Below are 26,655 nucleotides of genomic sequence, written 5' to 3' on the forward strand. Positions count from 1 at the left end.
GGGCTTTCACCGCATCGCATGCGGTGAAAGTCCCCTTCAGCCACTAACGTGGTCCGGTGCTGATCAATGCCGTACCCCAGTTTCAGGGCGCGCTGTCCGAACGCGCGCCGGAGTTGCCGCAGGGCTGTGTCGCGCTCGCCGAACTGGCCGGGCACGTCCTGGGCGTGCCGGTGCACCACATCCTGCAGACCCGCGAGACCTCACCGGTCGTCGACGGCGTCGCCAACCGCGCCGTCCTCATCGGAGAGAACCGGGCCGCGCAGCTCGCCGCGCTGGAGGCGCCGGGCGGGCCGGTGCTGACCATCGGCGGGGACTGCGGTGTCGAACTCGTCCCGATCGGCGTCGCGCGCTATCGCTACGGCTCCGGGCTCGGTGTCGCCTGGTTCGACGCGCACCCCGACCTCAACACCGCGGAGACGTCGCCGTCGGGCGCGTTCCACGGCATGGTGCTGCGGTCGCTCCTCGGTGAGGGCGACCCCGATTTCGCCGCCGACCCGCCGATCGAACCCGGTCGCGTGGTGCTCGCCGGGACCCGGGTGTTCGACGAAGCCGAGCGGGCCGCCGTCGATCGCGGGCTCGTCGTCGAGGCGCACGACGTCGCCGCCGGGCTGGCCGGTGCGGACAAGGTGTACGTCCATCTCGATCTCGATGTGCTCGACCCCGGCGAGTTCGACGGGCTGAACTATCCGGAGCCGGGTGGCTTGACGATCGAGCGTCTCGTGACGATGCTTCGCGGCCTGAGCGGCTTCGACGTGATCGGCGCCGGGATCACCGAATGCGCCGGCACGGACGTCCGCGTCCTGGAGCCCGTGCTGGCCGTACTCGGTGAATTGCTCACCGGAACGCGGTGACGCTCTGTCACGGAGGCGAAGGGGTCGATCCCGCCTTCGGCCGTTCGTACGCACCGCGCACGCCGTTTGCCGGGCACTTGTCATCAAAATTCAGGGGGGACCCGTGATTTTGTCACGACGATGACAAGAAAACGGTTTCTTCTGCGGAAGGTGACACATTCACCGGCGACTTTGCGATGTGTTCGTTGTCACCCCACGACGATCGCGGGGTGCCCTGCACTGGGCGGAGCAAAGGAGCTGCGATGTCGCTGGAGCGTGGAATCGAACACGCTGTGCCCCCCGCGGCGCTCCCACGCAAACTCGCTGACATCCTGAGGCCCGAGCTCGGCAGCCTCGCGAACGAGATCGTCGACGAGATCCGGGCGACAATTCCCGCGTACGCGCGTCCGCTCGACGGGCCCTACGGCAAGTCGATCCGCGCGGGCGTCGAGTACGCGATCACGTTGTTCGTCGCGCAGATCGCGGACCCGACCGTCTCGAAGGAGCAGTCGCACGAGGTCCATCACCGGCTCGGGCAGAACGAGATGCGGGAAGGCCGCAGCCTCGACACGCTGCAGTCCGCGTACCGCGTCGGCGCCCGGGTCTCGTGGCGGCGCATCATGCGCGTCGGCCGTCGCAGCGGGCTCTCGTCCGCGGTGATGTCGCAACTGGCCGACGCCATGCTCGCGTTCATGGACGAACTCGCGTCCGTCGCGCTCGACGGCTATCTCGAAGCGAAGGCGCGTACGGCGGGAGCTTTGGACACCTGGCGCCGCAAGCTGCTGCACCTGGTGCTGGAAACCCCGCCCGCGCCGTCGAAGGCGATCGCGGAACTCGCGCAGCTGACCGGCTGGACGGTGCCCGAACGCGCCACCCCGGTCGTGCTGCATCCGCTCGACGACACCGTCAGATCCCGGCGGCACAACGTGGTGGATTCGGACGTCCTGGCCGAACTCGACTGTGCCGAGCCGCGTCTGCTCGTTCCTGGCGAGATCTCCGGGGCCCGCCTGGCCACCCTGCAGGCCGCGCTGCCGGAGTACCGGCTGTCGATCGGCCCCTGCCGGCCGCTCGACTCCGTCGCCGATTCCCTGCGCTGGGCGCGCGACGCGCTGCACCTCTCCGAACGCGGGATCATCCAGGCCCGCCGGGTGATCCGCGCCGAAGAACATCTCGCCACGCTGCTGGTGAACGCCGACGCCGCGCTGACCGGCCAGCTGCGCGATCGCCTGTTCGCCCCGCTCGCCGAAATGACCGGCAAACAACAGGAACGGCTGCTCGAAACGCTTCGCGCCTGGCTCGACAGCCAGGGCAACGTCGTCGACATCGCCGAACGGCTGCAGGTCCACCCGCAGACCGTCCGGTACCGCATGCGTCAGCTGCAGGCCACGTTCGGCGAGCACCTGCGCGACCCGGGGGCGCGGTTCGAAATGGAACTCGCGCTGCGGGCCGGTGTCGCGCCTTCGTCCGATCCGGGGGGATACGCGCTGCCCGAGGTACTGCCGGTGCCGCGCACGAGTCCACAGTGGATGCCCAGCGGTTCCTAGGGGCGCCGCTTGTCAGCGGCGCGCCACCGGCGGATCCACGTTGGGGCACTTGCGTTCCGGGTCCCAGGGCAACCCGACCTGGTTGATCCCCACGCACGCCTGGTTGCCTGGTCCCGAAGCCATTCCGGTCAGCAGCGAGTCCAGATCCTCCTTCACGCCGCAGCCGGAGAACGCGGGCAGCGTGAAGTCGCGGTAGGCGGGATCGGTCCAGTTCGGATCCGTGCGCACGACGCCGCCGGTGAACATCCCGTACTTCTCGCCGCGGAGGTTGATCGCGATGGGTTCGGCGGTAAGGCAGTGGTCGCCGACGTCGAGGCGGACCCCGTTGATGGTGACTCCGGTCAGCTTCCCGTACACCTTGAGCGGGGTGAGAACCGTCGAGCTGCCCTCCGGCTCCGGGATCGACACGCCGTCGACGTCGATGATGCGGTTGCCGGTGGCGTGGTCCAGCGGTAGCAGTTCCATGGTCGCGGAAATCGGGACGAAGCCGAACCCGAGGAAGGCCAGCTGACTCGGCGGCATGATGACGGAACCGGTGATCTTGCCGGGCCCCTCGGTGTTCTCCAGGTCGACCTCCCAGACCGCGTTGACCATGAACGCGGGCTTCAGCCGCGCGAACGCGCCGAGTTTCGTGACCGTCGACGTGCCCTGCAACTCGAACGGCTGCAACGCGATCGGGAACAGGCCGCCGGCCTGGACGTCGTCCGCGGCCCGCGTGCCGGCCCCGGGCTTCTTCTGCGCACCGGGTTCGCCGGTCTGCGGTTTGGGCTTCCCGAGGCTCAGCAGCGCGACACTGCCGAGCAACGTGTCCTGATCCGGCGCCTGGGTGCAGGTGATCGGCTTGAGCGGGGTCTCGGCGGCGGTCAGCGCGAGCGACGGCACGCCGGTGCTCAACCGCAGTTCGCCGGGGACGTTCAAGAGGATGTCGGGGACCTTGCCCGACGCGACGAGCTTCAGCTCGCCGGTGGTGGGGACCTTCGTCGCCGGGATCGTCAGGGACACCGGTATCGGGGTCTTCTTGTCACCGTTCGCGGCGGTGAGCTCGAAGGTCGCGCCGCCCACGACCTCGGTCACGGTTCCGAACGCCCCTTCGCCGATCGTGAACGTCAGCGCGAAGTCCTTCACCTGCACCGGCTTTCCGGTTTGGACGACCTTCGGCAGCGTGGCCCGGACGTCCACTGTGACCGGTCGTTCCCCGGCGGGATCCGGGAAGGCACAGGTGTTCACGAGACTTCGGTGCGCGGAGGTGGAACCCTGCAGCGGCGGCGCGGGCGGTGTCGCCGGGTCGGTCGCCGCCGACGAGGACAACGCGCCGTTCACCCCCGCGAGCAGGATGACGCCCGCCAGAACGGGAACCCTCCCGAATGCCCGGTGAATCCGCTGTCCCATAGGGATCCCTTCGTGTCGCGTAGGCGGTGGAGCCCGTGTGGGGCGGGCGTCCCCGCCCCACACGGAGGGTTCATCAGGTGATCGGGATCGCCGGGCTGAACGCGCGGTTCTGTGCCGGGTTGGTGTTCTTCACGGTGCAGCTGAAGTTCCACGCGGTCCAGCTGCCGTCCTTCTTGTGGAAGTCCAGCGGCGCGCTGATCGTGGTGCCGAGGGAGATCACGCCCGAACCGGGAGCGCCCGCGGTCAGCGTCGGAACGCCGGTGCCCGCGTCCTGGACGATGTTGAACGTCCGGGGGCCGGGCACGTACGGGTTGATCTGGGTCGGGACGTCCAGGTTGGTCACCGTCGACGACGCCGGGGTGGCGTTGGTGGCGGTGATCGACATGTTCGCCTTGCCGCGGACGCCGTCGTAGTTGGCGGCGTTGAGCAGCGCGTTGATGGTCGCGTTGATCGTCGCGGTGCCGCCGACGCTCGACGGGGTGGCGGTGCCACCGGAGGCGACCGAGTCCGGTCCGGCGAAGTTGGCCTTCACGTCCAGCTGCTGCTGGCCGATGCCCGGGAAGTTGCACATGTAGGCGACGGTGCCGGTGGTGTAGTTCGTGACGGCCGCGGCCGTGCCGGCGGTGAGCACGGCGACCGCGCCGAACACGATGCCGGTGGTGGCGACGCCGGCTGAGAACTTGCCAAGTCTGCGGGACATACCTGTCATCTCCTTTGATCCAGTTTACGTCTCGGGCAGCTTTCCCCATGCGCCTTTCGGCGATTTTTTCTGATCTTTTATGCTCGACTCGAGCGGGCTTTCTCGGTGGTGGGGTAAACCGAGGTTACCCGCGAGTTATGTACGTAACAAGGATTCATGTCGACATGTTTCGGGGTGGGTGAGGAGTCCGTTCTTTCTTGTCAGCGGGCGCTGAATGCGATTATGAATTTTGTCCGAGGATGACAAAGACCCCGCCGATCGGCGGAACCGGGTTAACATTTCCCGCATGGCTTCAGTCAATCGACGATCCGCGACACGGCGCGTGGCCGGTACCACGATAGCCGTAATGATCGCCACGGTTTCCCTTTCCGGTTCGGCGGGCGCCGTGCTCGCCGGCGAACCGCGACCGTGGGGGAGCAATGACTACGGACAGGGGCAGGGCGGCGTGCCTCCCTCGGCGCTCGGCGCGAGCGCGGTCTCCGCCGGCGCGATCACCCATCTGGCCCTCAAGGACGGCGGTGTCATCGCCTGGGGGAACAACAACTACGGCCAGGCCACCGTGCCGGCCGCGGCCACGTCGGGAGTCTCGGCGATCGCGGCGGGCTGGGCGCACGAACTGGCGCTCAAGAACGGCGGCGTCATCGCCTGGGGCAATGGCTTTTACGGCCAGAACGTGGTCCCGGCGGCCGCGACCTCGGGGGTCACCGCGATCTCCACCAGCGCGTATTTCAACCTCGCGCTGAAGAACGGCGGGGTGCTGAGCTGGGGTTCCCGGACCGCTGTTCCCGCGACGGTCTCATCCGGTGTCACCGCGATCTCGGCAGGCGGCGACCACGGCCTCGCGCTCAAGAACGGTGGCGTGATCGCCTGGGGTGGCAACGGGAAAGGCCAGCTGAACGTGCCCGCGGCGGCGACGTCCGGGGTGTCGGCGATCTCGGCCGGGTTCCGGCACAGCATCGCGCTGAAGAACGGTGGCGTGATCGCCTGGGGTGACAACTCCGCGGGTCAGGGCACGGTTCCGCCGGAAGCGCAGTCCGACGTCGTCGCCATCGACGCCGGCTTCAATCACAACGTCGCGTTGAAGGCCGACGGAAGCGTCTTCGCGTGGGGCAGCAACGTGAAGCAGGAAAGCCGGGACACGTCCTCGGAACCGCCGACCGACTTCTGGAAGTTCTCCGGTGTCTGCGCCCCGGTCTACGCCGTTTCCGCGGGTGACAGCACCGGTGTGGCACTGGTGGATCCGAACGCGCCGTACTTCTGCTGACCGTTCCGCGATGTCCGTGAAGGCCTCCTTCCCTACCCTGAGCGTAGGGAAGGAGGCCTTCACGGACTTCGAGACTCTTAGGACAGGTTCGACTTCATGCTCAGGTTGATCGTGTTGCCCGGACCGGAGATCAGCGACCCCAGCGCGAGGTCGTTGATGAAGCAGTCCTTGAACGCGGGGATGGTGAACACGCCGGACGACGGGATCGTCTCGGCGAACAGGTCCACGTTCTTCGACACCAGGGTCAGGTCGAGCGGGGTGACGGTCTTGCAGGCGTTCGGCACCGTCGGGAGCGGGATGACCGGCCAGAACAGGCCGACGACGATGTTGTCGATCAGCATGTTCGCCTGCGAACGGGTGGTCAGATCGCCGTTGGCCAGCGTGCCGGTGACCGGGCCGGTCGGCTCGATCCGCACGCGGGCCTTGATCTTGAAGACACCCGAGACCAGCGAGATGTTCGCCGTCGCGGGCGGCAGGGACAGATTGCCCCGGATCCCGACGTTGTCACCGTCGATGACGAGGGCACCGTCGAGCTGACCCGGGCCGAGGTCCAGGGAGCCGCCGGTCTTCTTGACCACGGTCTTCCCGGTGACGGTGTAGGAGACCGGGATCTCCACCGGGTCGTCGGCGAGGGCCGGGGTGGCGGCGAGGCTGCCCGCCACGGCGATCGCGGAGGTGAGCGCGACGACCGTGCCGAGACGGCGTCGGGCTGTTTTCGGGCGCGTTCGACCGAACATGGGATTCTCCTCGTTTTCTCTCCTGTTTTGTACCGCGGACTAAATGAGGAATGACCGGTTTGTCACCGAGGGACGAGATCGGTGATGACCCAGTCTTCGCCTTCGCGTTCGGCGGTGACCGAAAGCTGTGCGGCGGCCGCCGTCGAAGAATTGTTGTCGGCCCTTGTCGCCGCCTGGTCGAGGAATACCAGAAGCCGCGCACGGCCCATGGTGAGTTCTTGGACGGCAGACGAGGAGACGCGGGTCGTGAGGACGAGTTTCTGCGCCGGAGCCTTTTCCCGGACTTGCGCGAACAACTGGTTGTACGACTCCAGCGCCTTACCTCTCAGCGCCGAGGCGGCCGCCTTTTCGGTGACGTCGGTCCGGTCGTAGGAATAGGAGAAGATCTTGTTGAGCGCGACCGTCACCGCGGCGTTCACCTCGGCCGTCGCGCCCACGTCGGTGAGCGCGGTGTTGGCCGCGGACGGCGCCGACGAGATCGACTTCGCCTCCAGGGTGAACCACACCCCGGTCGCGACCAGGACGGCCGCGACGACCAGCAGGATCAGTGACAGCTTCGGCCGCCGGGACGGCTTTTCGGGGGTCGCTTCGGCGACGGTTTCGGGTTCGGGCGTGGTTTCGGGCTCGGTTTCGGCATCGGCGTCGGTATCGGCGGTGGCGGTCATCGCGCACCCACCGGAAGCTGGTCGAGCGCGCTGAGCTTCCAGCCTTCGCCGGTCCTGGTCAGCCCGGCGGCGAACCGGTTGCGCTTCGTCGTCGGCGCGGCGCCTTCCCGGGCCATCGTGATCTCCACCGATGCCAGCATCTTCGCCGTCCCCGCGTGGTCGTCGAGTTCGCTGATCGCCGCGTCGAGGACCTTGCCCGTCGACACCGTCGCGTTCTTGGACAGCGTCTGCTTCGTCGCGTCGTCGGTCTTGCCCAGCTGATCGCGCAGCGGGCCGGTCGACGCGGCGAGCCAGTCGGCGATGCCCTGGTCGATCCGGTGGTGGTCGAGGCTGGTCAGCCGGGCGACGAGTTCTCGCCCGGACTTCAGCGCGTCGTCGCGCGAGTTCCCGTAGGACACCGCCTGCGAACCCGTCGCGGTGAACCAGCTGTAGCCGGCCCATCCCGCGAAAGCGCAGGCCGCGGTGAGCACCGCGATCGCGATCTTCAGTTGCGCAGCCACAACATCTCCTCGAGGCTGGTGGACGTCGGCTGGCCGTCGGCGCCGAAACCGCCGGGGACGGCGGCGGGCGGCACTCCGCCCTTCGGTGCGTTCTGCGAGCCGCGAACCGAACTCGGGTCGCCCTTTTCGAGCGTGCACGAGGCACCGGTGTTGAACGGCAGCGCCGAGAGGTCCCTGCTGTCGCGGATCTTCGTGCCCCCATAGCCCTTGGTGCACGGCATCGGGTCGAAGAACGTCAGGACCAGCGCGACCTTCCCGGCTTCGCCGTCCACCGCCGCGTCGACGGCGGACACCGCCTTCGGGGTGTTGATCAGCAGCTGCCGCAGGCCGTCGGTGCGCGCGGAGAACACCTGCGACGTGGTGAGCAGGTTCGCCAGCAGGATCGGCAGCCCCGGCTCGTTGTCCCGCAGCAGCCCGGAGAGCTGGGTCGCCGCGTCCGGCGCGGTCGCGATCAGCTTGCGCAGATCACCGTCCGAACGCGACAGCTGCTCGGCGAACTCCTTCGCGTTGCTGCTGAACCGCCGCCACTCCTGCGAGGAGTCGACCTGCGTCTTCAGTACGGTCGAACCGTCGGTGAGCAGCTTCTCCGTCTGCGGCAGATGCGTCGCCGCCTGTTTGGTGAAGTCGGTGGTGGAATCGAGCAGCACCTGCAGGTTCGCGCCGGAACCGCGCAGGGCGTTGTCGAGTTCGTCCACCACGATCCGCAGATCCTCGGTCGGCACGGACGCGGTCAGCGAATCCAGGTCGGTCAGCAGATGCTGCACCGGCAGCGGAACGCTCGTCGCCTCGCGCGGGATGACCGAACCCTCGGCGAGGAACGGCCCGTCCGAGGTCCGCGGCTGCAGGTCGACGAACTGTTCGCCGACCGCGGACCGGTTCGCCACGACGGCCCGCGAGTTCGCCGGGATCCGCGGGGCGTCGTCGTCGATCAGCAGATCCGCTTCCATCCCGCCGGCGGTGAGCCGCAGTTCGCCGACCCGTCCGACGGCGACACCGCGGTAGGTCACCTCGCCGTTGGTGAACAGGCCTCCGCCGTCGGTCAGCGCGAGCTTCACGGTGTACCCGCTCGCTCCGAAGAGCCGGTCGAGGCCCGCGTAGTTGGCCCCGACGAACGCCGTCGTCGCGAGCGCGATGACGACGAACACGATGACCTGGATCCGGATGCGCGCGGTGAGCATCAGCTACCTCCGGACGACGGCAGCGGGAGGGTGGGCAGTCCCGGCGGGACGCCTTCGCCCGGTGGCGGGAGGGTGACGCCGGGGCCGGGGATGAGCGAGGCGTAGACGTTCAGGTAGTCGCCCTTGATCCCGTCGAGGACGGCGTCGGTGAACGGGAACGTCGGCAGGATCTCCAGCGACTGCGGCAGGCTCTGGCCCGCGTCCGCGAGCCGCTTGAGGATCGGGGCGAGCGCGGTCAGGTCGGCGACCAGGTCGTCGCGGCTCTTCTTGATGACGTCGACACCCACACCGGAGAGCTGGTCCAGCGACTGCAGCATCGAGACCAGCTGACCGCGCTGGTCGGAAAGGCTCTTGAGCCCCGGGGTGAGGTCGGTGAGCGCGCCTTCGACCTGCTTCTTCCGGTTGGCCAGCGTCGTCGAGAGCCGGTTGAGCCCGTCGAGCGCCGAAGTGATCTCCGACCGGTGCGAGTCCAGGTTGGACACCAGCTGTTCCACAGTGGACAGGAACGAGCGGATCTCCTCCTCGTTGCCGTCCATCACCTTCGACAGCTCACGGTTGATCGTCTGCAGCTGGCCGATCCCGCCGCCGTTGAGCAGCAGGGACAGCGCGCCGAAGATCTCCTCGAACTCCGGGTTGCGGTTCGTGCTCGCCACCGGGATCACCGCGCCGTTGCCCAGCCTGCCTTCGGCCTTGGCCGCGCTCGGGGCGAGTTCGATGAACTTCTCGCCGAGCAGGCTGGACTGCCGCAACCGCGCGATGGCGTTGGCGGGGAGGACGACGTCGCCGTTGACCGCCAGGACGGTCTCCGCGGTCCAGCCGTCCTCGCCGAGCCGGATCGTCTCGACCCGTCCGACCGGGACGTCGCCGACCTTGACCGCGGCCTGCGGGACCAGGTCGAGTACGTCGGCGAACCGCACGGTCAGCCGGAACGGGTGGTCGCCGATGTCGGCACCGCCGGGCAGCGGCAGGTCGTAGACGCCCTTGAAGTCGCCCGAGCAGCCGGTGAGCGCGACACAGCACGCGGCGAACACGGCGATCGCCCGTTTCGCGGTCATCTGCGTCCCCCTTGGCCGGTGTAGGTCTCGCCGGAGACCGGCAGTGGGAGCGGGGCGTAGTCGAGCAGGAGCCCGCGTCCCTGCAGCTTCCCGGTCTTCGGATCCACGGCGTTGAGCGCGTTCGTGACCGCCAGCGGGATCGTGTCGAGGATCTCCGCCAGCGCGGTGCGTTTGCCGACCAGCGTCCCGGTGGTCACCGCCAGCTTGTCCACATTGGACTTGATCAGCGCGCGGTTGTCCTTGATGAACTTCTGGATGTCCGCGAGCGCGCTGCCGAGTCCGTTGAGCGCGCGGGAGAGTTCGGTCTTGTTCTGCGCCAGCGTCCCGGTCACCGAGGCGAGCTGCTTGTTGACCTCGCTGACGTTCCGGTCGTTGGTCGCCAGCATCGAGGTGAACCGCTGCAGTTCGTCGACGGTGGCGAACAGGTTCTCCGAGTTGCCCGAAAGCGTCCTGGCCAGGTCGGCGAAATTGCGCACCGATTCGTTGAACGGCTTGCCGTTGCCCTGCAGGTTCTTCGCGCCGGTGCGCAGCAGTTCCGAAAGCGCGCCGTCGGCGTTCGCGCCCTTGGGGCCGAGTGCCTTGGCGAGGGTGTCGAGGCTGGTGTAGAGCTGGTCGAGTTCCACCGGGGTCCCGGTGCGCTCCACCGGGATCACCGCCCCGTCGTCCAGGCGGTTCCCGGCGCGGGTGAGCTTGGTGAACTGGACGTACCGGTCGGCCACCACACTCGGCGCGACCACGAGGACGTTGGTGTCGACCGCGATCGGCGTCGAACCGTCGACGGTCAGCACGACCTTGACCCGTTCTCCTTCCGGGGCCACCGATTCGACCTGGCCGACCCGGACGCCGAGCACCCGGACGTCCGATCCACTGTAGACACCGACCGTGCGCGAGAAGTACACGGTGACGCGGTCGAGCCCGCTGCCGGAGAAGATCCACCAGAGGCCGCCGACGACGGCCAGCGCGAGGACGAGCGCGAGGGTGACGAACCTGCTGGTCACCGGCCACCTCCCGGAATCGGCGGGGTGCAGGGATCCCGGTTCTCGGGGATGAGCCCGCACAGGTAGCTGTCCACCCAGCGCCCGTTGCCGAGCGAGTTGTTCACCACGCGGAAGTACGGCGCGGCGAGGTCGAGGCTCTTGGCGAGATTGTCGTTCTGCCGCTGCAGGATGTCGGTCACCTCTCCGAGCTGGCTGAGCGCGCCGCCGAGCTGGTCCTTGTTGTCCGCCACCAGCCCCGAGAGCTGGGTGGCGAGCTCCTGGGAGCCGGTGAGCAGGTCGTGGATCGCCTGGCGCCGGTTGTCCAATTCGGTCAGCAGGAGGTTGCCGTCCGAGAGGAGCTTGGCGAAGTCGTCGTTCGAATCCGCGAGCGTGGTGGTGAGGCCGTGGGCGTTCGAGAGCAGGCTGGCGAGTTCGTTGTCCCTCGAGGACACCGTCTTCGACAGCGACGTCAGCCCTTCCAGCGCCTTGCGGATGTGCTCGGGCGAGTTCTTGAAGGTGTCGCTGAGCGTCGTGAAGCTTTCCGCGAGCTGATCGGTGTCGATCGCGCCCGCGGTGTCGGCCAGCCCGTTGAACGCCTCGGTGACGTCGTACGGCGTCACGGTCCGGGTGCGCGGGATGACCTGCTTCGGGTTCTGCACCGTCTCGCCGGTCGGGCGCAGCGCGAGGAACTTCCGGCCCAGCAAGGTCTTGATCTTGATCTCGGCGGCGGTCTTGTCGCCGACCCACGCGTCCTTGACGCGGAAGGTGACCACGACGTGGTCTTCGGCGAGTTCGACGTCGTCGACCGTGCCGACCTTGATCCCGGCGATCCGTACCTCGTCGTCGGCCTGCAAGCCGGCGGCCTCGGAGAATTCGGCCGTGTAGGTGGTTCCGGAACCGATGATCGGGAGATCCTCGTAGTTCATCGTCGCGGTCAGCAACCCCGCCGCGACGACGCTGCCGACGAGACCGATGACGATCGGGTTCCGTTCCTTGAAGGGTTTCACGACGTGCACCTCTCCGCCGTCGCCGGGACCCCGCGGGGAGGGTCGCTCCGCAGTACGGCCGAGCACAGGTAGAAGTTCATCCAGGACCCGTAGGAGTTGATCCGCCCCAGTTCGGCGAGCTTGCCCGGGAGCACGGTGAGGGCGCCTTCGACGTCCGCCTTGCCGCCCACGATCTGCTTGGAGAGCAGATCGATGCCCTCGATGCTGTCCTTGAGCGGTTTCCTGCCCTGTTCGAGCAGCCCCGCCGTGGCGGTGGTGAGGTCGGCGAGCCCGGAGACCGCCTCGCCGATCTCGACCCGGTCACCGGCCAGGCCGGAGACCAGCTCCCGCAGCGTGGAGACCAAAGTGGACAGAGCGTCGCCCTTGCCGTTGATGGTCTTCAGCACGGTGTCCAGGTTCGTGATCACCTCACCGATCACCTTGTCGCGGCCGGCGAGGGTGGTGGTCAGCGATCCCGTGTGCGCCAGCAGGCTTTCCACCGTGCCGCCTTCGCCCTGCAGTACCTGGACGATCTCGCCGGAGAGCTGGTTGACGTCCTTGGGGGACAACGCCTGGAACAGTGGTTTGAAGCCGTTGAACAGTTCCGTGAGGTCCAGCGCCGGGGTCGTGCGTTCCAGCGGGATCTCCGCGCCGGGCTCCAGGAACCCGCCGGTGCCCTTGCCGCGTTCGAGCGCGATGTAGCGCTGCCCGACCATGTTGCGGTACTTGATCACCGCGCTCACGTCGGCGGGCAGTCTGCGCTGGGAGTCGAGTGTGAACTTGACGCGGGCCAGGCTGTGGTCGGCGATCTCGAGTTCCTCGATCTGGCCGACGCGGACCCCGGAGATCCGGACGTCGTCGCCGACGTTCAGCGAGGTCGCGTCGAGGAATTTCGCGCTGTAGGTCTTGGTGTCGCCGAGACCGGTGTTGGTGATGGACACCGCCAGCAGCACCGTGGCCAGCGTCGTGACGACGACGAAGATCAGCCCCTTGATCAGCGGGCTCACGAAGTTCCTCATCGCAGGGTCACCTCCGTGCCGCGGTAGAGCGGGCCGACGAGCACGCTGCCCCAGGCGGGGACCTGGGCGGGCGGGACGCCGATCGACGGCGCCACCAGCGTGGAGATCAGTTCCCGTTCCTGCGGCGAGTTCGCCAGACCGAGGTCGCCCTGCTCGCCGGGGAGGGCGGCGCTCGATTCCTTGCCGGTCACTTCGATCCCCGGGCTCATCAGACCGTTCGACGGATAGCACCGCGGTTCGCCGGTGGCGTTGTACACGGGATCGTCCTTACCTGGCACGTACTTCCCGCTCGGCTGGGTGACGGTGATCTCCGCGTGCAGGCCCGGTTGGCCGGTGCCGGCCCCCAGTACCTTGTCCATCTGCGGCTTCAGCTTGGCGAGCGCGTCGAGGGTGCAGGCGAAACTCGGCGAGTACTTCGCGCCGATCTCCAGCGGTGCCCGGCTGTCGGCGGCGAGCGCGATGATGTTGGCGCGGTTGTTGGTCAGGAACGTCGTGACGTGCTGGGAGGACGACGTCACCTGCTGGTACACCGTCGCCAGTTCGGCGCGTTTCTCCTGGACGGTGTCGAGCGTGACGGCCGAGGCGCTCAGCGCGTCGAGCAGATCCGGCGCGATGTCGCCGTACAGCTTCGAAACCGTCGCCAGGTCACGGATGTTGTCGTTCAGTGTCGGAAGGTTCGGGTTGAACTTCTGGAGGTAGTCGGCCGCGGTGGCCAGGGTGTCGCCGATCTTCTCGCCCCGGCCCTCCAGCGCGGTGGCGACGGTGGTCAACGTGGTGGCGAGCTTCTGCGGCTGCACCGCTTTGAGCAGCGGCAACAGATTGTCGAAGACCCGCTCCAGCTCGATCGCGTTGGCCGAGCGGTCCTGCGTGATCACGTCACCCGAGGCCAGGGGGCCCGCGGCCGTCCCGTCCGGAATGGACAGTTGCACGTACCGCTCACCGAACAACGTCTTCGGCACCAGCAGCGCGGAAACGTCCTTCGGTAACTGGGAGACCTTGCCGGGCTCCATGGCCAGGTCGATCTCCGCGCCACCCGGGGTCGCGCGGACGTCGCGGATCTCCCCGACCACCACGCCGCGTGCCTTGACCTGGCCGCCTTGGCGCAACTGGTTACCGACGCGGTCCGCCTGCAGCGTCACCGGGACCGACGTGACGAAATCCTTCTGATAGATCTTGATCGACAGCAGCACGAGGGCGGACATCACCACGAGGAACAGCACCCCGGCCGTCCTGACCCCGGCCTTGCGCAGCCCGCGCCGGCTCATCCGGCCACCTGCACCGTCGTGGTCGCGCCCCAGATCGCGAGGCTGAGGAAGAAGTCCAGCACGCTGACCGCCACGATCGCCGTCCGCACGCCGCGGCCGACCGCGACGCCGACACCCGCCGGTCCGCCGCTCGCGCGGAAACCGTAGTAACAGTGGGCGAGCACGATCACGACACTGAACACCAGCACCTTGCCGAACGACCAGAGCACGTCGCCGGGTGGCAGGAACAGCAGGAAATAATGGTCGTAGGTGCCCGCGGACTGGCCGTAGAACCAGACGGTGATCTGGCGCGAGGCGAGATACGAGGTCAGCAGGCCGATGGCGTACAGCGGGATGACCGCGAGGAAGCCCGCGATGATCCGGGTGGTCACCAGGTACGGGACGCTGGGGATGCCCATCACTTCCAGCGCGTCGATCTCTTCGGAGATCCGCATCGCGCCGAGTTGCGCGGTGAACCCGCAGCCGACGGTGGCCGACAAGGCGAGGCCCGCGACCAGCGGCGCGATCTCCCGCGTGTTGAAGTAGGCCGAGACGAATCCGGCGAAGGCCGAGGTGCCGACCTGGTTGAGCGCCGAATATCCCTGGAGCCCGACGACCGTGCCGGTGAACACGGTCATCCCGATCATCACGCCGATCGTGCCGCCGATGACCGCGAGCGCGCCGCTGCCGAAGCTGACCTCGGCCAGCAAGCGGGTGATCTCGCGGAGGTAGCGGTGCAGCGCGCGCGGAACCCAGGCGAGCGCCTTGAGGAAGAAGAGGATCTGGTCGCCGAGGGTGTCCAGGAAACCGAAGCGGCGGTCCACCGCTTCACGGACCCGCGTGGCGCGAGTGGGGGAGGTCGTCGTCGCCATCAGCTGCCCTTCGCCGGGACGAGCTGCAGATAAAGCGTCGTCAGCACCAGGTTCAACAGGAACAGGAGCAGGAACGTGATGACCACGGATTGGTTCACCGCGTCACCGACACCTTTCGGGCCGCCTTTCGGATTGAGCCCGCGATAAGACGCGACGATCGCCGCGACGAAACCGAAGATGACCGCCTTGATCTCACTGATCCAGAGGTCGGGCAGTTGTGCCAGAGCGGAGAAACTGGCGAGATACGCACCCGGTGTCCCGTTCTGCATGATGACATTGAAGAAATAACCGCCGAGGACGCCGACCACGCTGACCATTCCATTGAGGAATGCGGCGACGCCCATCGCGGCGAGCACCCGCGGCACGATCAGGCGCTGGATCGGGGAGACCCCGAGCACCTCCATCGCGTCGATCTCCTCGCGGATCGTGCGGGAACCGAGGTCCGCGCACATCGCCGACCCGCCGGCACCCGCGATCAGCAACGCGGTCACGATCGGGCTGGCCTGCTGGATGATCGCGAGAACACTGGCCGCGCCGGTGAAGGACTGCGCGCCGATCTGCGCGGTCAGCGAACCGATGTGCAGCGCGATCACCGCGCCGAACGGGATCGCGACCAGCGCCGTCGGCAGGATCGACACACTCGCGATGAACCAGAACTGCTGGATCAGTTCGCGGGCCTGGAACGGCCGCCGGAAAGTCAGGCGGACGACATCGAGGCCGAGTGAGTAAAGCCTGCCGGTCTCCCGGAGCGCACCAGCTCCGGGAAATGAGGGTGCGTTCGTCCGGACGCCCACGCCGACCCTCCAGTTTTCCGGGCACGGCGAATACACCCCAGGTTGCGCAATTCCTTTGCTCCGAATGGCGGAACGGAATCGTTGAAAAGGGTCAACGGGGTGTTACCGTGCGGTTTCCTACTGGTCGGTACGCTAATGATGCGCCTGCTTGGTGACAAGAACTTCGGTGTGATCAAGACATCACGTCCTGGTAACCGGTGAATTCTTGTCCCTTTGTGACAAAGGCGGGCGGGGATCTTGTCGGTTCTTTCGTGTTCGGGGGTGGCGGGGTGTGTTGAGGGTGAGTGGTCTGTCAGGTACTCACCCTCAGAGCACTAGCGGCTCTCGATCGAGCCTCGAGTCCTCCGTCGCGTGACCGGTGGGGCCGCGCCCGGGGACTTCGAGACCGAGCGCTGGTGTCACAGCCGTCCCACTGCCACCAGGGATCACATCGGGGGGTAGTGAAGGACTCCTTTACTACCCTCAGAGTAGGAAAAGAGGCCTTCGCAACCAGAAGAAGGCCCACGCGGAAACGACCGCGCCCCGCTCCACGATCGACTTACCCCAATGCCGCCCCTGCCACTTCCGAGATCCGACTCAACGGTCACGGCGCCCCAAGGCACCTGAAGTACGTGAAGGCCCCCTTCACGCGGGTCAGCCCCGGGAGCGTCGGTCTGCCCCGGACGCCCGCCTCGACTCCCCGTCCGGATGCTATGAACGGCTCGTTACTTGCAAAATTTGCAAGTAACGAGCCGTTCATAGCACGCCCGACCGCGCTCCGGCGGCGCTCAGCGGGCCAGCTCGGCCACCAGTTCGTACGAGCGGACCCGGTCCGCTTGGTCGTGCACCATGGTCGTGATCATCAGCTCGTTCGCGCCCGAATCCGCCAGCAGCGTCTCCAGTCCCTTGTGGACGGTCTCCGGCGAGCCGATGATGCTGCTCGAGAACCGGTCCTCGACGAACATCCGCTCGATGTCGGTGTACGGGTAGGCCGCGGCCTCCTCGGGCGTCGGCAGCGGGATCGGGCGGCCCTTGCGGAGGCTGAGGAACGTCAGCCCGCTGGGGCCGGCCAGGTAGTGGGCGCGTTCGTCGGTCTCCGCCGCCACCACGGAGACGCCGAGCATCACGTACGGCTCGTCGAGGACGTCCGACGGTTTGAACGCGTCGCGGTACAGGGCGACGGCGGGCAGGGTGTTCTCGGCGCTGAAGTGGTGCGCGAAGGAGAACGGCAGGCCGAGTTCGCCGGCCATCCGCGCGCTGAAGCCGCTCGAACCGAGCAGCCACACCGGCGGCTTGTTGCCCTCGGCGGTCACGGCGTTGACGGCGCGCTGGTCGGAATGCTCGAAGTAGGCGAGCAGCTCCGCGAACTGCTGCGGGAAGTTCTCCGCGGTGAGCCCGCCGGGGCCGCGCAGCGCCAGGGCGGTCCGCTGGTCGGTGCCGGGGGCGCGGCCGATGCCGAGGTCGATCCGCCCGGGGTGGAACGCCTCCAGGGTGCCGAACTGTTCGGCGACCACCAGCGGCGCGTGGTTCGGCAGCATGACCCCGCCGGAGCCGACCCGGATCCGTTCGGTGGCGGCCGCGACCTGGCCGATCATCACGGCGGTCGCGGAACTCGCGATACCTGGCATGTTGTGGTGCTCGGCGAGCCAGTAGCGGTGATAGCCGAGTTCCTCGGTCCGGCGGGCGAGGTCGAGGGTGTTGCGCAGCGAGTCGCTCACGCCGCCTCCGGCCACGACGGGCGAGAGGTCGAGCACGGACAGCGGGATGTCAGGCAAAGAGGTCACGCATCGGTACAACGCGCCGGCCCCTCGATCCCTTCCCGTGACGCCGGGCACCTGTCAGGTGACCGGAATTCGCCGGCCCCACGACACGCCACATCCGCCTTGCCTCTCGATAACCGACGGGATGGACCCGGTACCCGCGAACTTCGTCCGTTTCCACGGTACGGTTGCCGCCTGATACGGCTGTGGGAAAACCACTGAAAAGAAAGGATTGAGGGTGCCGCGTCCGGAGCGACCTTTGGACCCCGGGGACGATCCGTTGCTGGAGTTCGCCGCCGATCTCCGGCGATTGCGGGAGAAGGCCGGAAATCCGACGTACCGGGAGCTGGGCAGACGCGCCCACTACTCGGCCGGCACCCTGTCCGAAGCCGCCGGCGGGAAGAAGATGCCCAGCTTGGCGGTGACCTTGGCCTACGTCCGGGCGTGCGACGGGCCCGAGGTGGAGTGGGAAGCCCGGTGGCATGACGTGACCGAGCGGACGCGCCTCGGAGTCGGTGATTCACCGGTTGTCCCGGCCAATGGGGAATCGGCCCCATATATCGGACTGGCCGCATTCGGAGCGGATGACGCGAGCCGATTCTTCGGTCGCGAACGACTTGTCGAAAAACTGGTCACGAGGCTTTCGGGGCAACGTTTTCTCGCGGTTCTGGGCGCTTCCGGTTCGGGTAAGTCGTCCTTGCTCCGTGCCGGGATGCTGCCCGCCGTGGCCAAGGAGTCCGTCACACTCCTGATGACCCCCGGTTCACGCCCGCTGCAGGAGTGCGCCGTCCAGTTCGGTGCCGCGCTCGGGCTCGCGGCAGGCGGCCTGCTCACCGAGTTCACCGAACATCCGCGCAACCTCGGCCTGGCCGCCCGTCAGCTGGTCGCCGACCGCGACGGCGACGTCGTGCTGGTCGTGGACCAGTTCGAAGAGGTCTTCACGCTCTGCCAGGACGCCGACGAGCGGGCGGCCTTCCTGTCCGCGCTGGTCACCGCGACGACGGAGCCGGAAAGCCGCACCAAGGTCGTACTCGGCATCCGCACCGACTTCTACACCCACTGCGCGCGGCATCCGGAACTGGTCGAGGCCATGCAGGACGCGCAGATCCTCGTCGGCCCGATGAGCACCGAAGAGCTGCGGCAGGCCATCTCGCGGCCGGCGATCGACGCCGGATACCGCGTCGAGAACGCGCTCGTCTCCCGGCTGGTCGCCGACGCGACCGGGCAGGCCGGCGTGCTGCCGCTGCTCTCGCACGCGCTGCTGGAGACCTGGCGCCGCCGCCATGGCAACACCCTCACGCTCACCGGCTACGAGTCCACCGGCGGGATCGAGCGGTCGGTCGCGCAGACCTCCGAGCACACCTTCACCGCGCTGAGCGAACGCCAGCAGCGGCTGGCGCACCAGATCTTCCTCCGGATGACCGCGCTCGGCGAAGGCACCGAAGACACGAAGCGCCGCATCACCCGCGACGAGGTCGACGCCGACGACCCGGACGTCGCCACCGTGCTGGACAGGCTGGCGTCGTCGCGGCTGGTCACCCTCGACGACAACGGCATCGAGATCGCGCACGAAGCCCTGATCCGCGGCTGGCCGCGTCTGCGCGAGTGGCTCGCCGAGGATCGCGAGGGTCTGCGCGTGCATCGCCAGCTCACCGAGGCGACCGACGCGTGGGAATCGGTCGGTCACGACGACGGCTGGGTCTATCGCGGCGCGCGGCTCGCCATCGCCAGGGAATGGGCGGACGAGCACGACACCGCGCTGTCGCAGCGCGAACGCCGGTTCCTCGACGCGAGCGTGGCGATCGAGAACGAGGAACAGACCGCCGCGCGCCGTCGCACCCGGCGGCTGCGGCAGCTGGTCGCGCTCCTGGCCGTGCTGCTGGTGCTGGCGACCGCCGCCACCGTGTACGCGGTCCGCGCCGAACAGACCGCGACCAGTCAGCGCAACAGCGCGCTCGCGCAGAAGGTCGCAGGGCAGGCCATCGAGATGCGGGCGACGAATCCGGCGCTGGCCGCGCAGCTCGCGCTCGCCGCGTACCGCACCGATCCCAGCGTCGAGACCCGGAGCAGTGTGCTCGGGATGTTCGAGTCGCCGTACTCGACCCGCGTCGTCGGACACGGCAACCGCATCAACTCGACCGCCCTGCGCGGCGACGGACGGTTCCTGGTGACCGGAAGCTGGGATCACACGGCGAAGCTCTGGGACATCACGGAAAAGCACCATCCGGTCGAGGTGGCGACGCTCGCCGGGCACACCGCCAACGTCAACTCGGTGGCGTTCAGCTCCGACGGCGGCGCCGTCGCGACCGCCGGTTGGGACAAGACGGCGCGGCTGTGGAACGTGTCGGATCCGGCCAGGCCCGGTCCGGGTGTGGTGGTCGGGGAGCATCCGAGCCGGGTCAACGCGGTCGCGTTCAGCCCGACGGCGGCCGTGCTGGCCACCGCGGACGGCGACGGCACCGTCCGCCTGTTCGACGTCCGCGATCTCGCGAAACCGGTGCTCGTGGCCACCCTCCCCGGGCACGCCGGCAACATCAACGGTCTCGTCTACAGTCCCGACGGCCGGACGCTCGCCTCGACGGGCACCGACACGACGGTCCGGCTGTGGGACGTCGCCGACCCACTCAAGACCAGGCCGCTCGGCGTGGTCACCGGGCATACCGGCATCGTCCACGCGGCCGCGTTCAGCCCGGACGGGCGCACGCTCGCCACGGCGAGCGCGGATCAGACGTCGAGGCTGTGGAACATCGCCGAACCGATGACGCCGGTGCCGCTCGGGACGATGGCCGGGCACAAGGCCATCGTGCGGTCCGTGGCGTTCAGCCCCGACGGGAAGTCGCTGGTCTCGACCGGCTTCGACCGCACCGCGCGGCTGTGGGACATCGCCGATCCGAAGAGCCCGCGCGAGAAACCGTCACTCACCGGGCATACCGCGGCGGTCGTCTGGGCGACGTTCTCCGGTGACGGCCGGACGCTGGCGACCGCGAGCGACGACCAGACGGTCCGGCTGTGGGATCTGCCCGGGCCAGCGATCAGCGGTCCGGCGAAGGCGGCGTGCCGGGCGGTGTTCAGCCCCGACGGGAAGTTGCTCGCCACCGGCAGTCAGGACGGCGTGGTGCGCCTGATCGACGTCGCCGACCGGCGGAATCCGCGCGAACTGGGCAAGATCCCCGGCTTCGCGGACGGCGAGGGCGTCTGCGGTCTCGCGTTCAGCCCGGACGGCCGGACGCTCGCCGTCGGCGCCTGGAACCACACGATGCGCCTGATCGACGTTTCCGATCCGCGGAAACCGGTCGACATGGGCGTCTTCGACCGGCCTGCCGACGAGATCGACGCGGTCGCGTTCAGTGCCGACGGCCGGACGCTGGCGACCGCGGGCACCGACCACACGGTCAAGCTTTGGGACGTCGCGGACATCCGTAAACCGGTCGAACTCGCGACCTTGACCGGCCACGAGGACGACGTCCATTCGATCGCTTTCAGTCCGGACGGCCGCACCCTGCTGAGCGGCGGCTGGGACCACACCGCGCGGCTGTGGGACATCTCGGCGGTGAAGGCGCCGAAGCAGCTCTCGGTGCTGAGCGGGCACTCCGACACCGTGTTCTCGGTGGCCTACAGCCCGGACGGCGAACTCGTCGCGACCGGCAGCGCCGACCGCGCCGCGCGGATCTGGGACGTGTCGAACCCGGCGGCCCCGCGGGAGACCGCACTGCTCGCGGGGCATACCGACAACGTCATCGCGGTGACGTTCAGTGGCGACGGGAAGACTCTCGCGACCGGCAGCTACGACCGTTCCGTGCGACTATGGGATGTCTCCGATCCGGGGTCGGTCCGCGAGTCGGCCAGTCTGACCGAGGACCGCGACCGGGTCTACGCGGTGGCGTTCGCCCCCGACGGGCATACGCTCGCGGGCGCCGTCGCGGATGGCATCGTGCGGCTGTGGGAAACCGGCCCCGAACGGGCCGCCGAACGCATCTGCGCGGCCGTCCACCCGAAGATCACGGCGGCCGAGTGGGAGCAACGCCTGCCAGGCCTCGATTACCGGCCCCCGTGCCCCTGATCACCGCCGATTTCGTTGTTCGGCGTTGTTGTTCGGCGGAAGCGCTGTGACACCGAACAACGAAAAGGCGCTAGAAATGCCCCTGGACGTGCGATACGTCCCTACGACGTTCACTCACCGGGGGTCTGAAGGGCTCCTTCAGGACATTCACCAGTGCCCTGAAGGAGCCCTTCAGCGTATCTACGCCCCCTTACGCATTTAGTCCTCTGGATGCGGTCGTTGCGCGTGCAAGTACCGCGTCCAGAGGACTAAATGCGTAAGAGGGGCGAGTCAGGCGGCCGGGATCCAGTCCGGGTTCGAGGCGAGGACCGTCAGCTGCTGCGTCGCGCGGGTCAGCGCCACGTACAGCACCCGCCGTCCGGTGGACGACTCCGTGATGAGGTCGTTCGGCTCGACCAGGACGACGGCGTCGTACTCGAGGCCCTTGGAGTCCAGGCTGCCGACGACCTTGAGTCGTTCGTCCGCCTCCGCGGCGAGCCAGCCTTCGACCTCGGGCACCCGGTCCATCGCGGTGATGACGCCGACGGTGCCTTCGACCGCGCCCATCAGTTCCTTCACCGCGGCCTGCGTCGCGGCCTCCAGACCGGACGCCTCGACCGGCCGCACCTCCGGCGTGATGCCGGTCTGGCGTACGGCACGCGGCAGTTCGTCGGCCTCGGCGTGCCCGGCGACGACCTTCGCGGCCAGGTCGAAGATCTCCGCCGAGTTCCGGTAGTTGGTGCGCAGGGTGAACCGGCGCCGGGTCGTCTTGAGCCCGAACGCCTGATCGCGTGCCATGGCCGCCTCGGCCGGATCGGGCCAGGAGCTCTGCACCGGGTCGCCCACGACGGTCCAGCTCGCGTACTTGCCGCGCCGTCCGACCATCCGCCACTGCATCGGCGAGAGGTCCTGCGACTCGTCGACGACCACGTGCGAGTACTCGTCGTAGTGCTCGGGCCTGGTCGGGGCGCCGCCGCGTTCCGGGTGGACGTCGATCGTCTGGTGCCCGCGGCGCCGCTTGGGCGGCGGGCCGATCAGGACGCGCAGCTCGTCGAGCAGCGCGATGTCCGCGATGGTCCAGCCGCGGGAACGGTCGGCGAAGTCGGCGGCGAGCATGCTGATCTCGTTGCGGTTGAGCAGGCCCTTCGCCGCGACGGCCAGCCGCTTCTCGGTGCCGAGCCAGCGCAGGATCTGCGCCGGGTACAGGACCGGCCACCACACCACCAGGAACCGGTGGAACTCGATGCGCTCGCCGAGTTCGGTGACGAGCTCGGCCTTGTCGATCTGACGGCCGTCGTCCTTCGCGTGCTGATCCGCCTTGGAGGCCAGCGCGTCGAGCAGCATCTCCGCGGCGCGGATCCGCGACCGGTTCGGCGGCCCGCCCGCCGTGTGGACCTTGCGGCGCACCTTGTCGAGCTCGCGCGAGTTCAGCCGCAGCACCTCGCCGCGGTAGACGATCTTCATCTCCTCGGGCGCTTCCTCGGGGGTGTCCCGCAGGGCCCGCAGCAGGATCTTGCGCATCCGCAGCGAACCCTTGATCGCCGCCAGCGGCGCCGTGTCCTGCCTGGTCGCTTCGAGGCCGTCGAGGACCTCGCCGAGCGCGCGCAGTTCGACGTTCGTCTCGCCCATCGACGGCAGCACTCGCGAGATGTAACTGGTGAACACACCGGACGGACCGATCACCAGGACGCCCGCGCCGCCGAGCTGACGGCGGTGGCGGTAGAGCAGGTACGCCGCGCGGTGCAGCGCGACCGCGGTCTTGCCGGTGCCCGGGCCGCCGGTGATCTCCGTGACCCCGCGCCACGGCGCCCGGATGACCTCGTCCTGCTCCTTCTGGATGGTCGCGACGATGTCGCGCATCTTCTCGCCACGCGACCGGCCGAGCGCGGCCATCAAGGCGCCCTCGCCGACGATCTGCATGTCTTCGGGGACCGCGTCGGCGATGAGGACGTCGTCGTCGACGTCGAGCACGTTCTGCCCGGAGCACCGGATCACCCGGCGCCGGACGACGTCCATCGGCTCTTCGGCGGTCGCCTGGTAGAACGCCGCCGCCGCGGGCGCGCGCCAGTCGGTGACGAGGTTGTCGAACTCGGCGTCGCGGATGCCGAGGCGGCCGACGTAGATGTGGTCGTTGTCGAGATGGTCGAGCCTGCCGAAGACCAGGCCCTCGTACTCCGCGTCGAGGGTCTGCAGGGTCTGGTTGGCGTGGTACACCATCATGTCGCGCTCGAACAGCATCGACGCCTGTTCGAAGATCGCCTCACGCCCCGCGCCATGGCCTATTTCGTAGCCCTTGGTACGCATGGCCTCAGCCTGGGCTCGCAGTTCGGCGAGCCGGGTGTAGACCCTGTCCACATGGGCTTGCTCGATGGCGATCTCGGCCCGTCTGACCCGAGGTTCGGACACGCAACGCTCCTAAACGCTTCTATCGCCTCATGAGGGCGAAGGACGACTCTACGCGAGGTGAGCGGCGGGTTCACCAAGTCCCGCCGAACGTCACGGCGGATGCCGTTGAGGCACGATGCTCCAATGACCAGGATCGTGGCGGGGACCGCGGGCGGCAGGCGGCTGAAGGTCCCGCCGAAGGGCACGAGGCCGACCTCGGAACGCGTGCGGGAAGCACTGTTCAACGCGCTGGAGGTGGCCGGCGAGCTGCAGGGGGCCCAGGTCCTCGACCTTTACGCCGGTTCGGGCGCGCTCGGGCTGGAGGCGCTGTCGCGGGGAGCGGCCGGCGCGCTGTTCGTCGAACACGACCGCCGAGCGGTCGAAGTGCTCAAGGGGAACGTCGCCGCGCTGGGGCTCGGCGGCACGGTCCGGGCCGGGACGGTCGAGTCCGTCGTGGCCGCTCCGGCTCCGGAAACGTTCGACATCGTCCTCGCGGATCCGCCGTACGCCGTCGATTCCACCCGCCTGGGGGAGGTCATGGCCGGGCTCGCGGCGGGCCGGTGGGTCTCGGACGGGACGCTGCTGGTGATCGAACGCGCCGCGCGCGACGGCGAGCCGGACTGGCCGCCGGGCTTCGAGCCGACCCGCACGAAGCGCTACGGCGACACCGCGCTCTACTGGGCCGAATATCAGGTGTGAGACGGCGCACGGATGAACGCGCAGGGGTGCCTTCTCCTTGGTAGCGTCCGCGCCATGCGGCGTGCGGTCTGTCCCGGGTCCTACGACCCGGCCACCAATGGACATCTCGACATCATCGAGCGGGCGGCCAGGCTGTTCGACGAAGTCGTCGTCGCGGTGGGGGTGAACAAGAGCAAGAAAGGCCTGTTCACCACCGAAGAACGGCTGGAAATGCTGAGCGAGATCACCGCGAAGCTGCCGAACGTGCGCGTCGACTCCTGGCAGGGACTCCTGGTCGACTACTGCCGCGAGAACGACATCATCGCGGTCGCGAAGGGACTGCGGTCGGTCAGCGACTTCGACTACGAACTCCAGATGGCGCAGATGAACCGGGAGCTGACCGGGCTCGAAACGCTGCTGATGGCGAACAACCCGGAGTACGGGTTCGTGTCCAGTTCGCTGGTCAAGGAGATCACCGCGCTCGGTGGCGACATCGAGCATCTGGTGCCGCCGATAGTGTTCAAACGCCTGACGGAGAAGTACTCCGACCGAGGTTGACCCGAACGGCCGAAGCCGTTGGTCGGTCAGCGGTGGGCGGCGATGAAGAGTTCATCTCGACGACTTCTGGTGAATACACGATCGGGTTACGGTCCGAAAATGACCAACAAACGATCGCGGATCGCCGGCGCGCTGCTCGTTCTGCTAGTCACCTTCTTCGGGGGGATCGGGGCCGCGCAGGCCGCGGACGCTCCCGTCTCCGTCCAGCAGAACCCGTGCGGTGATCTCACCGGGTTCAAGCACAACTCGCTCTCGTCGCTCCCGGCCGAGGCGACCACGACGTACAACCTCATCCAGAAGGGTGGCCCGTACCCGTATCCGGACAACGACGGGACGGTCTTCTCGAACCGGGAGAACATCCTCCCGAAGTGTGCTTCGGGCTACTACCACGAGTACACGGTCCCGACCCCCGGCTCGTCGAACCGCGGCACGCGCCGCATCGTCACCGGGACCGGCGGCGAGTACTTCTACACCGGAGACCACTACAAGACCTTCTCCGTGATCGACGTCAACGGCGCCCCGGCCCCGAAGTGCGGCGACACCTCGAAGCTGACGAAGGTCGGCTACTCGACGCTTTCCTCGGCCGTGAAGACCGTCGTGGACAAGGCCCGCGGTGGCGCGACCGGTACGGTCTACGAGAACCGCGAAGGTGTGCTCCCGCCCTGCGCCGCCGGGTACTACCAGCTGTTCCCGGTGGGCACGAACGACCGGGTGATCTCCGGCAAGGGCGGCGAGATCGTCTACACCCCGGACCGCTACGTGAGCTTCAAACTCGTGAACCTCGGCGCCTGATCCCTCCCGTGCAACGCCACGTGCCTCCTCGTCCGTGAGATACACCGGAACACGGACGAGGAGGCACGATGCGGTCTGGGGACGAAGCGAGCTTCAGGGAGTTCGCCAGAGACAAGGCGCTACCGCTCAGGCGGACGGCGTACCTGCTCTGCGGCGACTGGCATCTCGCGGAGGATCTGGTCCAAACCGCGCTCATCAAGCTCCACCGGGTCTGGCCGAAGGTCAGCCGGAAGGGGCCCGTCGACAACTACACGAGGCAGATCCTGTTGCGCTGCTGGCTCGACGAACGGCGGCGACCGTGGCGGCGCAAGGAGAACCGCGACGGCGTCGTCCCCGACGAGCCCGCCGCCCCGGCCGACGGTGCCGGGATCTCGGATTCGCTGCTTCGCGCCCTCGCCGAAGTTCCCCCGAAACAGCGCGCCGCCGTCGTGCTGCGCTACTGCGCCGATCTCCCGGCCGCGGAGGTCGCCGTCGCGCTGCGCTGTTCGGAAGGGACGGTCAGGAGCCAGGCCGCGCGAGGGCTCGACGCCCTTCGCGAGGCCCTGCAGGGACAGCACGACGAGGCTGTTCCCGGGAGGAGCGCGTGATGGACGAACTCGAAGACAGGTTGCGGGGGATCAAGCTGGCCGAGCCCCCGCTCGGTTTCGACCCGGACGAGATCGCCACGACGGCGAGGAAACGGCGAAACCTGCGCGCGGTCGTGCTGACGG

At 68.2% G+C, this 26,655-nt stretch carries 23 protein-coding genes; 8 read left to right on the plus strand and 15 right to left on the minus strand.

The window, feature by feature from the left end; all coding sequences use genetic code 11:
- Nucleotides 1-56 precede the first annotated feature (56 nt).
- Both H5J31_RS34305 and H5J31_RS34310 read left to right on the plus strand, forming a co-directional pair.
- On the plus strand, nucleotides 57-851 hold the full coding sequence (locus tag H5J31_RS34305) for an arginase family protein (protein WP_181776833.1): 795 nt from the start codon (nucleotides 57-59) through the stop codon (nucleotides 849-851).
- 242 nt (nucleotides 852-1,093) lie between these two features.
- Complete coding sequence (locus H5J31_RS34310) at nucleotides 1,094-2,374, plus strand: PucR family transcriptional regulator (protein WP_181776834.1); 1,281 nt, start codon at nucleotides 1,094-1,096, stop codon at nucleotides 2,372-2,374.
- A gap of 12 nt (nucleotides 2,375-2,386) precedes the next feature.
- On the opposite strand, the gene H5J31_RS34315 is transcribed toward H5J31_RS34310, so the two are convergent.
- Complete coding sequence (locus H5J31_RS34315) at nucleotides 2,387-3,763, minus strand: DUF6801 domain-containing protein (RefSeq protein WP_181776835.1); 1,377 nt, start codon at nucleotides 3,761-3,763, stop codon at nucleotides 2,387-2,389.
- A gap of 73 nt (nucleotides 3,764-3,836) precedes the next feature.
- Nucleotides 3,837-4,463, minus strand: a complete 627-nt coding sequence (locus tag H5J31_RS34320; RefSeq protein ID WP_181776836.1) for a DUF6801 domain-containing protein — start codon at nucleotides 4,461-4,463, stop codon at nucleotides 3,837-3,839.
- A 346-nt stretch (nucleotides 4,464-4,809) separates the two neighbouring features.
- Between H5J31_RS34320 and H5J31_RS34325 the strand changes: the two genes are divergently transcribed.
- Nucleotides 4,810-5,727: an RCC1 domain-containing protein gene (locus H5J31_RS34325; protein ID WP_181776837.1), complete on the plus strand. Its 918-nt coding sequence runs from the start codon at nucleotides 4,810-4,812 to the stop codon at nucleotides 5,725-5,727.
- 77 nt (nucleotides 5,728-5,804) lie between these two features.
- Here H5J31_RS34325 and H5J31_RS34330 read toward each other — a convergent pair whose 3' ends face one another.
- The 12 genes from H5J31_RS34330 to H5J31_RS34385 all read right to left on the minus strand — a co-directional run bounded on the left by H5J31_RS34330 (nucleotide 5,805) and on the right by H5J31_RS34385 (nucleotide 17,517).
- Nucleotides 5,805-6,464: a hypothetical protein gene (locus H5J31_RS34330; protein WP_181776838.1), complete on the minus strand. Its 660-nt coding sequence runs from the start codon at nucleotides 6,462-6,464 to the stop codon at nucleotides 5,805-5,807.
- Between the two features lie 62 nt (nucleotides 6,465-6,526).
- Nucleotides 6,527-7,129: a hypothetical protein gene (locus H5J31_RS34335; protein ID WP_181776839.1), complete on the minus strand. Its 603-nt coding sequence runs from the start codon at nucleotides 7,127-7,129 to the stop codon at nucleotides 6,527-6,529.
- Nucleotides 7,126-7,629: a hypothetical protein gene (locus tag H5J31_RS34340; protein ID WP_181776840.1), complete on the minus strand. Its 504-nt coding sequence runs from the start codon at nucleotides 7,627-7,629 to the stop codon at nucleotides 7,126-7,128. Before H5J31_RS34340 ends, H5J31_RS34335 begins: the two co-directional genes overlap by 4 nt.
- Nucleotides 7,614-8,807, minus strand: a complete 1,194-nt coding sequence (locus H5J31_RS34345; protein ID WP_181776841.1) for an MCE family protein — start codon at nucleotides 8,805-8,807, stop codon at nucleotides 7,614-7,616. The genes H5J31_RS34340 and H5J31_RS34345 overlap by 16 nt, the downstream gene beginning before the upstream one ends.
- Nucleotides 8,807-9,862, minus strand: coding sequence for an MCE family protein (locus H5J31_RS34350; protein WP_181776842.1), 1,056 nt, complete (start codon nucleotides 9,860-9,862; stop codon nucleotides 8,807-8,809). The genes H5J31_RS34345 and H5J31_RS34350 overlap by 1 nt, the downstream gene beginning before the upstream one ends.
- The gene (locus H5J31_RS34355) at nucleotides 9,859-10,860 is read right to left on the minus strand and encodes an MCE family protein (RefSeq protein WP_181776843.1); all 1,002 of its coding nucleotides are present in this window, start codon (nucleotides 10,858-10,860) and stop codon (nucleotides 9,859-9,861) included. The genes H5J31_RS34350 and H5J31_RS34355 overlap by 4 nt, the downstream gene beginning before the upstream one ends.
- Nucleotides 10,857-11,846, minus strand: coding sequence for an MCE family protein (locus H5J31_RS34360; protein WP_181776844.1), 990 nt, complete (start codon nucleotides 11,844-11,846; stop codon nucleotides 10,857-10,859). Before H5J31_RS34360 ends, H5J31_RS34355 begins: the two co-directional genes overlap by 4 nt.
- Nucleotides 11,843-12,844: an MCE family protein gene (locus H5J31_RS34365; RefSeq protein WP_181776845.1), complete on the minus strand. Its 1,002-nt coding sequence runs from the start codon at nucleotides 12,842-12,844 to the stop codon at nucleotides 11,843-11,845. Before H5J31_RS34365 ends, H5J31_RS34360 begins: the two co-directional genes overlap by 4 nt.
- Nucleotides 12,841-14,109, minus strand: a complete 1,269-nt coding sequence (locus H5J31_RS34370) for an MCE family protein (RefSeq protein ID WP_181776846.1) — start codon at nucleotides 14,107-14,109, stop codon at nucleotides 12,841-12,843. Before H5J31_RS34370 ends, H5J31_RS34365 begins: the two co-directional genes overlap by 4 nt.
- Nucleotides 14,106-14,960, minus strand: a complete 855-nt coding sequence (locus tag H5J31_RS34375) for an MlaE family ABC transporter permease (RefSeq protein ID WP_181776847.1) — start codon at nucleotides 14,958-14,960, stop codon at nucleotides 14,106-14,108. The genes H5J31_RS34370 and H5J31_RS34375 overlap by 4 nt, the downstream gene beginning before the upstream one ends.
- A complete protein-coding gene (locus tag H5J31_RS34380; RefSeq protein ID WP_037311541.1) occupies nucleotides 14,960-15,754 on the minus strand; it encodes an MlaE family ABC transporter permease in 795 nt (264 codons plus the stop codon). Before H5J31_RS34380 ends, H5J31_RS34375 begins: the two co-directional genes overlap by 1 nt.
- Before the next feature lie 767 nt (nucleotides 15,755-16,521).
- A complete protein-coding gene (locus H5J31_RS34385) occupies nucleotides 16,522-17,517 on the minus strand; it encodes an LLM class flavin-dependent oxidoreductase (protein WP_181776848.1) in 996 nt (331 codons plus the stop codon).
- A 214-nt stretch (nucleotides 17,518-17,731) separates the two neighbouring features.
- On the opposite strand from H5J31_RS34385, the gene H5J31_RS34390 reads away from it, so the two are divergent.
- Nucleotides 17,732-21,553 (plus strand): nSTAND1 domain-containing NTPase, encoded by a 3,822-nt coding sequence (locus H5J31_RS34390; protein ID WP_328701687.1) that lies wholly within the window; start codon nucleotides 17,732-17,734, stop codon nucleotides 21,551-21,553.
- A gap of 270 nt (nucleotides 21,554-21,823) precedes the next feature.
- On the opposite strand, the gene H5J31_RS34395 is transcribed toward H5J31_RS34390, so the two are convergent.
- Nucleotides 21,824-23,938: a HelD family protein gene (locus H5J31_RS34395; protein WP_181776849.1), complete on the minus strand. Its 2,115-nt coding sequence runs from the start codon at nucleotides 23,936-23,938 to the stop codon at nucleotides 21,824-21,826.
- 123 nt (nucleotides 23,939-24,061) lie between these two features.
- Between H5J31_RS34395 and rsmD the strand changes: the two genes are divergently transcribed.
- The 4 genes from rsmD (at nucleotide 24,062) to H5J31_RS34415 (ending at nucleotide 26,532) form a co-directional block, all read left to right on the plus strand.
- Complete coding sequence (gene rsmD / locus H5J31_RS34400) at nucleotides 24,062-24,616, plus strand: 16S rRNA (guanine(966)-N(2))-methyltransferase RsmD (RefSeq protein ID WP_181776850.1); 555 nt, start codon at nucleotides 24,062-24,064, stop codon at nucleotides 24,614-24,616.
- A gap of 54 nt (nucleotides 24,617-24,670) precedes the next feature.
- The gene (gene coaD / locus H5J31_RS34405) at nucleotides 24,671-25,153 is read left to right on the plus strand and encodes a pantetheine-phosphate adenylyltransferase (RefSeq protein WP_181776851.1); all 483 of its coding nucleotides are present in this window, start codon (nucleotides 24,671-24,673) and stop codon (nucleotides 25,151-25,153) included.
- Between the two features lie 99 nt (nucleotides 25,154-25,252).
- Entirely contained in the window at nucleotides 25,253-25,945 is a 693-nt protein-coding gene (locus H5J31_RS34410) for a ribonuclease domain-containing protein (RefSeq protein ID WP_181776852.1), read from the plus strand.
- Nucleotides 25,946-26,013: 68 nt separating this feature from the next.
- A complete protein-coding gene (locus tag H5J31_RS34415) occupies nucleotides 26,014-26,532 on the plus strand; it encodes a SigE family RNA polymerase sigma factor (protein ID WP_181776853.1) in 519 nt (172 codons plus the stop codon).
- Nucleotides 26,533-26,655: the final 123 nt, after the last annotated feature.

This window comes from Amycolatopsis pittospori (assembly GCF_013870525.1).
GTDB classification, from domain to species: domain Bacteria; phylum Actinomycetota; class Actinomycetes; order Mycobacteriales; family Pseudonocardiaceae; genus Amycolatopsis; species Amycolatopsis pittospori.

Coding starts and splice junctions, on each gene's coding strand:
- H5J31_RS34410 (WP_181776852.1), top strand. CDS start 25,253: ATGACCAACAAACGATCGCGGATCGCCGGCGCGCTGCTCGTTCTGCTA.
- H5J31_RS34320 (WP_181776836.1), bottom strand. CDS start 4,463: ATGTCCCGCAGACTTGGCAAGTTCTCAGCCGGCGTCGCCACCACCGGC.
- H5J31_RS34310 (WP_181776834.1), top strand. CDS start 1,094: ATGTCGCTGGAGCGTGGAATCGAACACGCTGTGCCCCCCGCGGCGCTC.
- H5J31_RS34335 (WP_181776839.1), bottom strand. CDS start 7,129: ATGACCGCCACCGCCGATACCGACGCCGATGCCGAAACCGAGCCCGAA.
- H5J31_RS34345 (WP_181776841.1), bottom strand. CDS start 8,807: ATGCTCACCGCGCGCATCCGGATCCAGGTCATCGTGTTCGTCGTCATC.
- H5J31_RS34350 (WP_181776842.1), bottom strand. CDS start 9,862: ATGACCGCGAAACGGGCGATCGCCGTGTTCGCCGCGTGCTGTGTCGCG.
- H5J31_RS34315 (WP_181776835.1), bottom strand. CDS start 3,763: ATGGGACAGCGGATTCACCGGGCATTCGGGAGGGTTCCCGTTCTGGCG.
- rsmD (WP_181776850.1), top strand. CDS start 24,062: ATGACCAGGATCGTGGCGGGGACCGCGGGCGGCAGGCGGCTGAAGGTC.
- H5J31_RS34365 (WP_181776845.1), bottom strand. CDS start 12,844: ATGAGGAACTTCGTGAGCCCGCTGATCAAGGGGCTGATCTTCGTCGTC.
- coaD (WP_181776851.1), top strand. CDS start 24,671: ATGCGGCGTGCGGTCTGTCCCGGGTCCTACGACCCGGCCACCAATGGA.
- H5J31_RS34415 (WP_181776853.1), top strand. CDS start 26,014: ATGCGGTCTGGGGACGAAGCGAGCTTCAGGGAGTTCGCCAGAGACAAG.
- H5J31_RS34325 (WP_181776837.1), top strand. CDS start 4,810: ATGATCGCCACGGTTTCCCTTTCCGGTTCGGCGGGCGCCGTGCTCGCC.
- H5J31_RS34370 (WP_181776846.1), bottom strand. CDS start 14,109: ATGAGCCGGCGCGGGCTGCGCAAGGCCGGGGTCAGGACGGCCGGGGTG.
- H5J31_RS34330 (WP_181776838.1), bottom strand. CDS start 6,464: ATGTTCGGTCGAACGCGCCCGAAAACAGCCCGACGCCGTCTCGGCACG.
- H5J31_RS34375 (WP_181776847.1), bottom strand. CDS start 14,960: ATGGCGACGACGACCTCCCCCACTCGCGCCACGCGGGTCCGTGAAGCG.